The 8,985-nt window shown below is 43.9% G+C and carries 8 protein-coding genes; 2 read left to right on the forward strand and 6 right to left on the reverse strand.

Annotated features, from left to right (window positions below):
- Nucleotides 1-66 precede the first annotated feature (66 nt).
- Genes HUJ19_RS07040 through murB form a run of 3 tightly spaced genes read right to left on the reverse strand, consistent with a single transcriptional unit; the run spans nucleotide 67 to nucleotide 2,938 of the window.
- Nucleotides 67-912, reverse strand: a complete 846-nt coding sequence (locus HUJ19_RS07040; RefSeq protein WP_290623008.1) for a type III pantothenate kinase — start codon at nucleotides 910-912, stop codon at nucleotides 67-69.
- A 14-nt stretch (nucleotides 913-926) separates the two neighbouring features.
- Nucleotides 927-1,904, reverse strand: a complete 978-nt coding sequence (gene birA, locus HUJ19_RS07045; protein ID WP_290623009.1) for a bifunctional biotin--[acetyl-CoA-carboxylase] ligase/biotin operon repressor BirA — start codon at nucleotides 1,902-1,904, stop codon at nucleotides 927-929.
- Nucleotides 1,901-2,938 (reverse strand): UDP-N-acetylmuramate dehydrogenase, encoded by a 1,038-nt coding sequence (murB, locus tag HUJ19_RS07050; protein ID WP_290623010.1) that lies wholly within the window; start codon nucleotides 2,936-2,938, stop codon nucleotides 1,901-1,903. Before murB ends, birA begins: the two co-directional genes overlap by 4 nt.
- A 187-nt stretch (nucleotides 2,939-3,125) precedes the next feature.
- Here murB and HUJ19_RS07055 point away from each other — a divergent pair, with 187 nt between their 5' ends.
- Nucleotides 3,126-4,421 carry an amidohydrolase family protein gene (locus HUJ19_RS07055; RefSeq protein WP_290623011.1) on the forward strand — a complete coding sequence of 432 codons (1,296 nt, stop codon included), beginning with the start codon at nucleotides 3,126-3,128 and terminating at the stop codon, nucleotides 4,419-4,421.
- Nucleotides 4,422-4,465: 44 nt separating this feature from the next.
- Here the strand turns inward: HUJ19_RS07055 and HUJ19_RS07060 are convergent, their stop codons facing one another.
- Entirely contained in the window at nucleotides 4,466-4,957 is a 492-nt protein-coding gene (locus HUJ19_RS07060) for a hypothetical protein (protein ID WP_290623012.1), read from the reverse strand.
- Between the two features lie 263 nt (nucleotides 4,958-5,220).
- On the opposite strand from HUJ19_RS07060, the gene HUJ19_RS07065 reads away from it, so the two are divergent.
- Nucleotides 5,221-7,020, forward strand: a complete 1,800-nt coding sequence (locus HUJ19_RS07065) for a DEAD/DEAH box helicase (RefSeq protein WP_290623013.1) — start codon at nucleotides 5,221-5,223, stop codon at nucleotides 7,018-7,020.
- Nucleotides 7,021-7,081: 61 nt separating this feature from the next.
- On the opposite strand, the gene HUJ19_RS07070 is transcribed toward HUJ19_RS07065, so the two are convergent.
- A complete protein-coding gene (locus HUJ19_RS07070; protein WP_290623014.1) occupies nucleotides 7,082-8,059 on the reverse strand; it encodes a sulfotransferase in 978 nt (325 codons plus the stop codon).
- An 8-nt stretch (nucleotides 8,060-8,067) separates the two neighbouring features.
- Nucleotides 8,068-8,691 carry a tetratricopeptide repeat protein gene (locus tag HUJ19_RS07075; protein ID WP_290623015.1) on the reverse strand — a complete coding sequence of 208 codons (624 nt, stop codon included), beginning with the start codon at nucleotides 8,689-8,691 and terminating at the stop codon, nucleotides 8,068-8,070.
- Nucleotides 8,692-8,985: the final 294 nt, after the last annotated feature.

The following is an 8,985-nucleotide window of genomic DNA, read 5'->3' on the forward strand; positions in this document are numbered from 1 at the left end:
GCGGGAATTTTAGCGACCTCATTTTGGTTTGGCAATGCTTTTTTATGATTTTTTTTAATTTGACTGTTAATCGGCTTTATCTGCCGTTTTTTTAGTCAAATCACTCAGTAGCCAATAAAAAAGTCCCTGTAAAACCAGATCTTTTTCGTATTTGAGGTGATTTCGGAACTGCTGGCTCAATAACCCCATCAATTGGCTGGCATCACCGCCGGTGATAATAATAGTTTCCAGCTGAAACTGACTGCGCAGTTTTGCAATAGAATATTCTAAATAAGCCACAGCAGTATGCAATGCTCCAAGCTCCACCGCTGACTGGGTGTTGGCAGCCAGCCAGTCACTGGCAGATTGAGCATCAAGGTTATGCTGGGCGCTCCAGCCGATACGCCCAGTGTCCTTTAGCAGTGTCGACTGCATGAGCTGTTGACCAGGGATGATATGTCCTCCTAAATGCACCCCTTCAGAGTTAACCACATCCAGAGTTATCGCCGTTCCGGCATCGATCACCGCGAATGCCGATGGCAATAACTCAATTCCAGCAACCATCGTTAACCACCGATCGACACCCAGCGCTTGCGCCACTTTATAGCTATTCACCAGAGTTCGCCCATGCAGGCCCTGATAGCTCGACTCCGAATGAGCCAGATAAGGAGTGACTGCAAATACCCGCTCACTGTAATCGCCTAATAATACCCAGACTCGGTCTGTGGCCACGCAACTAATAGCAACAGCTTCTATGGCAGCGCCATATTCCTGGGTCACTTTTTCTTTTAGTGCATTAAACTGTGCCAGCCAATGCCTTTGATCAAACTCCTGATTATCCCATTGCCCAGCTGCCAGCCATTTCACGCCCCGAGTTTGATTGGTAAGCGCCCACTTACTGCGTGAATTACCAATATCAATTAACAGAATCATGTCGCTCTCCCCTGTCAACTTCTAAACCGCAAGCTGACTTCACCAGCATAGATTGGGACAATACCTTTCCCAGTTTGCAGCAATAATGCGCCAGTTGCGTCAACCCCGGCGCCAATTCCTTTTAGTTCCTGATTGTGCTGCAAGATGCTGACTTTTTGCCCAAAACACTCATCAACAGCTTTCCAGTCCGCTTGAAAAGATTCAAAGCCTTTTTGCTCAAAGGTTTCTAGTGCCTGGTTAAGTTCGATAATCATTTCTGCTAACACCTGCTGGCGACTTACTTCAGGAGCTAACTCATGCAGGTTCATCCACTCCTGTTCGATACTCTTCGCCACAGAGGTTCCCATTTGCATATTCAGTCCAACTCCGATGACAACCTGCAATGCACCTGCCATATCACCCGATAACTCAATCAGGATACCTCCCAGTTTTCTTCCTTGGTAACGAATATCGTTTGGCCATTTCAATTGGACACCTTTAATGCCCAGCTTATTTAAAGCCTTGATGATGGCAAGGCCAACTATCAGGCTCAAGCCACCCAGCTGTTGCACTGGCATCTGAGTTTGCCAGCCCACTGACCAATACAGATTACTGGCCAGCGGCGACACCCATTGCCGACCTCGACGACCACGACCTGCTGACTGATATTCAGCAGCAAGCAGTTTTTTATGACAAAAACCGCTACCTTTTAATTGCTGATTGGTCGAATCGGTCAAAAGCAGTACCTCGCACTGCCAATCTGACATTCCATTATTGATCATAGATTGCAGCAACTGCTCTGGATTGAGTAATTGCAACGGCTTTAACAGTCGATAGCCCTTACGGGTTACCGATTCAAATTCTAATCCCAGCTCCTCTAGCTGCTGCATCAGCTTCCAGATATAAGCTCGACTAACTGATAGTTCATCGGCCAGCTTCTGTCCCGAATGAAACTCTCCATCCTGTAATAAGCTAATGAGCTGCCTTAACTGCTGATCGCGATGTTCAGTCATGATGGAAATATCTGCTGTTTGCCAATAATCCAGACTTCAGGCTCCAGATTGACACCAAAAAGTTCGAGCACTTTATCACGCACGCGTTTAGCGACTCTTAAAATATCATCGCCACTCGCCTGACCATAATTGACCAGCACCAAAGCCTGCCTGTCATGCACCCCTGCATCACCTTCGCGATACCCCTTTAAGCCGGCCTTCTCTATGAGCCAGCCTGCGGCAAGTTTATAGTGTTTGTCACCCACCGGATAAGCAACCAGCTCAGGAAATGCATCATGTAATGTCTGGAATTGCTCTTCGGTCACAACAGGATTCTTGAAGAATGAACCGGCATTGCCAAGTTGAGCTGGATCCGGCAGTTTACTCTGCCGGATGGCAATTACTGCATCGCTGACCTGCTTGGCCGTGATCGCAGTTTCATCTGCTAACATTTGCTTTAGGGGGCCATACTCAATGTGCGGCTGCGAATGTTTATTTAAGCGTAAGGTCACCTGTGTAATCACATAGCGCCCCTTCAAAGCCCTCTTGAAAATACTGTCGCGATAACCAAACTGGCAGTCTTGTGCCGAAAACTCTCTAACATCACCACTCGCTAACTCGACAGCTCGTAAACTGACAAAGCGATCTTTCAGCTCAACACCGTAAGCACCAATGTTCTGAATCGGGGCTGCACCTACATTGCCGGGAATCAATGATAAATTCTCAAGGCCTGAATATCCTTTATTCAAACTATCCAGCACCAGCTGATGCCAATTCACTCCCGCCCCAACAGTCACCAACACATCATCGCCAGCCTGCTGCTCCATATAGTTAATCACCTGAATACTCGCTTGCAGAAAAGTCAGTGGGATATGACCCAACAAAAGCAGATTACTGCCGCCACCGAGAATAAAGAGCGAATCAAGCGCAGGCTTTTCCGCTTTGAGCCAGCTTTGAATAGATTCTTCATCATTAAAGCTGATTAGCTCATTACAGGTTGCCTCGACCCCAAAGGTATTAAAAGGTCTAAGCGAAGCAGGAACTGAGTTTGCCAAAAATATCGCCTATTAGTATTAGAGAGAAAAGTTGCCTGCATTGTACCAAAAGCCACTTGAAATACTATTATCCCGCCGGGTTGGAATTAACAGTTAGTTACAGTTTTCATGCCCAGGCTCACCCATCCGGATTGCACTAACCTGTCAATTAAGGTATTTCTGTATCCACTAACCAATGGGGAACATTATGAAGATGACAAAAACGACTTTGGCACTAGCCACTATTATTGCATCCATATCCATCAATCCAAGCCTGGCTAAGGAAGTGACCGATTCTAGCTGGCTGCATTGCGGCAACCTGATTGATACCCAAGCCGGCGATTTTTTAGGTGAACGCTTTATTAAGGTTACCGGTAATACCATCAGCGAAGTAACCACCAACAAACCTGCCAGCGCATCACTAATAGACCTGAGCGATAAAACCTGCCTACCAGGCCTTATGGATATGCACGTTCATCTGGATGGTGAGATGAGTCCGACCGCCTATGTTGAAGGCTTCACACTGAATCCCGCTGACCTGGCCTACCGCGCCCAAGAATATGGCATGCGCACTCTGCTCGCTGGTTTTACGACTGTGCGTAACCCAGGCGATAGCTACAACGTTACTATTTCTTTGCGCAACGCCATCAATCAGGGCTGGGTGGACGGTCCCCGCATTTATTCCGCAGGCAAGTCGATTGCTTCGACCGGTGGACATGCCGACCCAACCAATGGTGTTAATGCACAGTTGATGGGTGACCCAGGTCCAAAAGAAGGCGTCATCAACAGTGTCGAGGATGCCAAGAAAGCGGTGCGTCAACGTTATAAAGAGGGTGCGGATTTTATTAAGGTCACTGCTACTGGCGGTGTTCTGAGTCTGGCGAAAAGTGGCCAGAATCCACAATTTACCGTTGAAGAGCTAAAGTCGGTTATTGATACCGCCAAAGATTATGGTATGCACGTGGCGGCTCATGCCCACGGCAAAGAAGGTATGCTTCGCGCTATTGAAGCCGGTATCACCAGTATCGAGCATGGCACCTATATGGATAAAGAAGTCATGCGTGCTATGAAAAAACACGGTACCTACTATGTGCCAACCGTGATCGCTGGTAAGTTTGTGGCAGAAAAAGCTGAAATTGATGGTTTCTTCCCTGAAATCGTTCGTCCCAAAGCACGTGCAGTTGGCCCGCAAATCCAGAATACCTTCGCAGAAGCCTACGACTATGGTGTTAAGATTGCTTTCGGCACAGACAGTGGTGTTTCAGCTCATGGAGATAATGCTAAAGAGTTTGAATATATGGTTGAAGCAGGCATGCCACCGATGGCAGCCATTCAAAGCGCCACCGTCACATCAGCCGAGTTACTGGACAATGACCAGCTAGGAGTCATTGCTAAAGGAAAATTAGCCGATATTATCGCGGTTAAAGGTAATCCAGCAGAAGATATCAAACTGCTACAGAAGGTCTCATTCATTATGAAGGACGGTAAAATCTATAAACAATAGTCTTAAAGCTAACCTAAGCCGGCCAGCCACCGGCTTTTTTATTGTTAAAGAGAAATGATATATCGGTCATCCTCATTAACTGTTTCCACTTCCTGAACAAGACTTTTGTTTTTATCAAACACCGTAGCCGTATTGGCAATCGAGTAATCAAAATAAAGCTTACGATCAACTCTTTCCTCATCAATGCGCGGCGTTAAGAATCTGATGGTTACTTGTTTGGAGTTTCGCGAGACGATCTCATAAAATGACGTTTGCTGATTTACTCTGAGCAAATTTCCTTTGAGAATGTAATGTAAATTAAACTCCCCATTTGCCTTAGATTCGGTGTTTTTATTAATTAGCCAGCCAGCTTTACGCATTTCATCTTCATAACTAGCCGCCCTGGACTGCACCTCTTCTTTCGACGTGAACTCCCAGTCGGGCATGACAATAATAGCCATGGTCATATCACCATTCTTCTGGATCTGAACCATCTCATCCTGCCACCAGCAGCCACTTAATACCAAAAACGCTAAAGCAATCCCCAGTAACCTCATTTTTTCACCCCAATGTCATCTTTTTTTAAAGAATGTCAGATTGTGCCATTCAAAGCAATCGCATTTAATCGTTTGACTAGTCTGCGATAGCACTAACACCTGTCTTAAATAGTGTGTATAATCGCCCCCGTTAAGCAAGTGGTCAGTTCAGTACATCCTTTCTACGATTATTCCGCGATTGTTGTATCTTTTGAAATTGGGTTTTCAGTTGGCCTACGCTTATTCGAGCAAATTCGCTCTTCATGTTTTTATAGGTAACACTGATGACACAAGATCAAACCATTACCAGTTTTGACGAACTGGGACTTTCGCCTGCCGTATTAAAATCCATTAAGCAAGTTGGCTACGAGCAACCATCGCCTATCCAGAGCGCCAGTATTCCAGTGCTTATGGCTGGAAAAGATATTATTGGTCAAGCACAAACTGGTACCGGTAAAACGGCTGCCTTTGCTTTGCCAATGCTGTCCAAACTGGACCCCAAAGATAATAACACCCAATTATTAGTTTTAGCTCCCACCCGTGAACTTGCGATCCAGGTTGCTGAAGCCTGCCAAAGTTATGCTAAAAATATGCCAGGCATGAATGTACTGCCAATCTATGGTGGCCAAAAATACGATATTCAGCTACGCCAGCTTAGACGTGGCGCCCAAATTGTTGTTGGAACACCAGGCCGCGTCATGGATCATATCCGTCGTGGAACATTGAAACTGGATAACCTCAAAGCGTTAGTATTGGACGAAGCAGACGAAATGTTACGCATGGGTTTTATCGAAGATGTCGAGTGGGTATTAGGCCATACACCTGACACACGCCAGATAGCACTATTTTCTGCCACCATGCCGAAAGAAATTAAAAAGGTTGCCGAAAAGTATCTGCATGAGCCTGAGCATATCAAGATTCAGACCAAAACCAGTACCGCCACAACTATTGATCAGCGCTACTGGCTGGTCAGCGGTTTACATAAATTAGATGCTTTGACACGCGTACTGGAAACCGAAGAGTTTGATGGCATGATCATTTTCGTACGGACCAAAATTGCCACCATCGAACTTGCTGATAAATTAACGGCGCGTGGTTTCAGAGCAGAGGCACTCAATGGTGATATCGCACAGAATGCACGTGAGCGCATCGTCGAAAAATTAAAGAAAGGTCAAAGCGACATTCTAATTGCAACCGATGTAGCAGCACGTGGTCTGGACGTTGAACGTATCAGTCACGTAGTTAACTACGATATTCCATATGACACAGAGTCTTATGTTCACCGTATTGGTCGAACCGGTCGTGCAGGTCGAAGTGGGCACGCCATTTTGTTCGTGGCACACCGCGAACGACGTATGCTGAAAGCCATCGAGCGCGCTACTAATCAACCTATAACCGAAATGCAAATGCCCAGCATTGAAAATATCAATGAGCAGCGCATGAGTCGTTTTGAACGAAAAATTCTAAGCACCATAGAAAGTAATGATTTAAATTTCTTTAAACAGTTTGTACAAAAGCTTGAAGCTAAAACCGACTGTGAACCAGAAATCATTGCTGCCGCCCTGGCAAAGCTTGCGGGTGGAGATGAATTAATTCTGAAAGAAATGCCTAAAGCTAAAAAAGAACGTAGCGATAGAGCTGATAGACCTGAAAGAGGTGAAAGACGCGATCGTAAAAGTCGCGATGAAGGCTCTAAGCGTAGCAGCGATAGAAGTTTTTCACCGTACGCACAACCGCTTAAAGCACACCCTGATATTGAAATGGAACGCTTCAAAATCGATGCCGGTCACAGTCACAATGTTAAAGTCAGCAACATCGTCGGTGCAATAGCCAACGAAGCTGAACTTGATAGTGAGTATATCGGCCGTATTGATATTTTTGATGAATTCACAACGGTAGATTTACCTTCAGGTATGCCAAAAGAGGTGCTGCAAATTCTAAGCAAAGCCCATGTTGCTGGCAGACCAATGAACCTAACCGTAATAGGCGATCAAAAATCAGGGAAAGGTGATAATCCGAAATTTAAAGGCAAAGACAAAGGAAAGCCTAAAGGAAAAGTTGGAAAATCAAAATTTAAAAAGTAAATAATAAAACAAAGGCCTCAGTTGAGGCCTTTTCTTCATTACTTTTACTATAATATTACTGTTAGTATTCCCACCCTTCCAAACAACCATAAGCCTCGAGCTTACTAATCAATGGCTGTAACTCATTTTTATAGTTTTTCCACATTCCAATTGAGCTAGAATAAACTTTCTGCCTGACTTGGCTCGCACTTGCGGTTGTCGTGGCCTGTTTGTTTTTGTGAAACTCTAGACATGACTCCTCCCAATCTAAACCACAGAAATCAATAACAGCTTTAGCATTATCCTCTAAGTTATTAACCAGCGCCTCATACCTAACTGTCTTCACCACATTGGGTAACTCTTTTTGCCAATGAGCCATCAGCAACTGATGTTCATGATAATAGTCTGCTAACTCTTCAAGATCATAGGAGAAATGAAAAGCATCCGTAAAAAGTTGTTTATATACAGAGTAACAGACATCAAGAGGATGTCTCTCAAGAAGCAGCACCTTGGCCTTTGGTAACGCCAAATGAATTAAGCCAATATACAAAGAGTTCTGTGGAAGCTTATCTATAAAATGCTCCTTTTTGCCAACTAATGCTTTAGTGGCTTCTAAATATTGTTTGCCAAGCTGAACAAAATCTAACTTCGTTGACTCCGACACCATCTCGCTACGGGATAATTGTGGAACAAGTCCCAGTTGATCCATACCAGCACTCATCAACCGATTAAAGTGTGTTAATTCACCTGCAGAAGTAACCTTGCTATGACTACTTACAATCCTTTCCAGTAATGTTGTTCCTGTACGAGGCAACCCAACCACGAATATAGGTTTATTAGATTCAAGCTCAGTCGCCTGTCTTTCCTTCTTCTCTTTAAGAGTTTGCGCTGTATAAGTCTGCTTTATTGCACGAATAAAGTTTAGCTCATCGTTTAAATTGTAATTTAAACTTTTACGATATACTTCTGCACCTAATTGCCGAATTTTGTAGCTTTCAGAAAACCTCTCACAATCTTCCAGCTCCTTTGCCAACGCATAGTATATTTTTGCCTTACGCACTGCGTCTTTTATAGGGCTTGCGAAAACTTTTCTAATTCCTTTATATGATTGCTAGAAGTGCTTTGTTTCTTCAAGTGACTTCTAAAGAAATGAATATCACAGTCCAACTCATTTCCTTTTAAAGCTTTTGTAGCAAGCGCATTCGCTTCCTCTATATTACCCAGAAATAAGTTCACATTAGCTAGGTTAAATAATAGTTCTTGATTGTTTGGTTCATTTACAAGTAGTTTTAGGTAACACTTTTCTAACAGCTCATATCTCTGAGTTCTATTAAAAAATGCAGCAAGGGACTTTAGCACAGCTTGCTCTGTAACATTTCTATCAAGTAACTGAGCTCCTAACTTACATGCATTCCCTATCTCTCCACATTGTTCTAAAAGCATCACTTTATTAAGCTTAAAATTGATTTGGTTTGGGGCTAGCTTAATTGCCTTATCGATAGATGTTATAGCCACCTCTAATTTGCCTGCTCTCATAGCAATAAATGAATTTGTCATCCATGCATCTGCAAATTTTGGGTGCTGCTTTAGCAGTTGCTGACATTGCTTCCAGGCTTGTTCTATTTGATTAGAGTTTATCGAATGATGAACTTGTTGTAGTAATTGCTGTTGTGAAGGTAGATTTGTTTGCATAAATGCTCCGAATTAGCCTGAGCAGATTATACAGATGTCACTGTTTAAAAGACACTTTCGAGATTATCGTTACCATCAGCAACTAGATTATTATTTTGTGCTTGACTGAAGTACTAAACAGACATAGGTTTCACTACTCACGTGCCCTTAGGGTACGGCTATAATTGATAAGGATATTATGATTGCCCACGACCTTCCGAAGTGCCCTTGGTGAAATACTAGAAGCAGTTTGTGGTCAAGGAGCAAGCTTAAGGATGAGCGATTATCTTCAATGCTGTAGTTCTCATCAGCTAC

This window comes from Kangiella sp. (assembly GCF_014762745.1).
GTDB lineage: Bacteria > Pseudomonadota > Gammaproteobacteria > Enterobacterales > Kangiellaceae > Kangiella.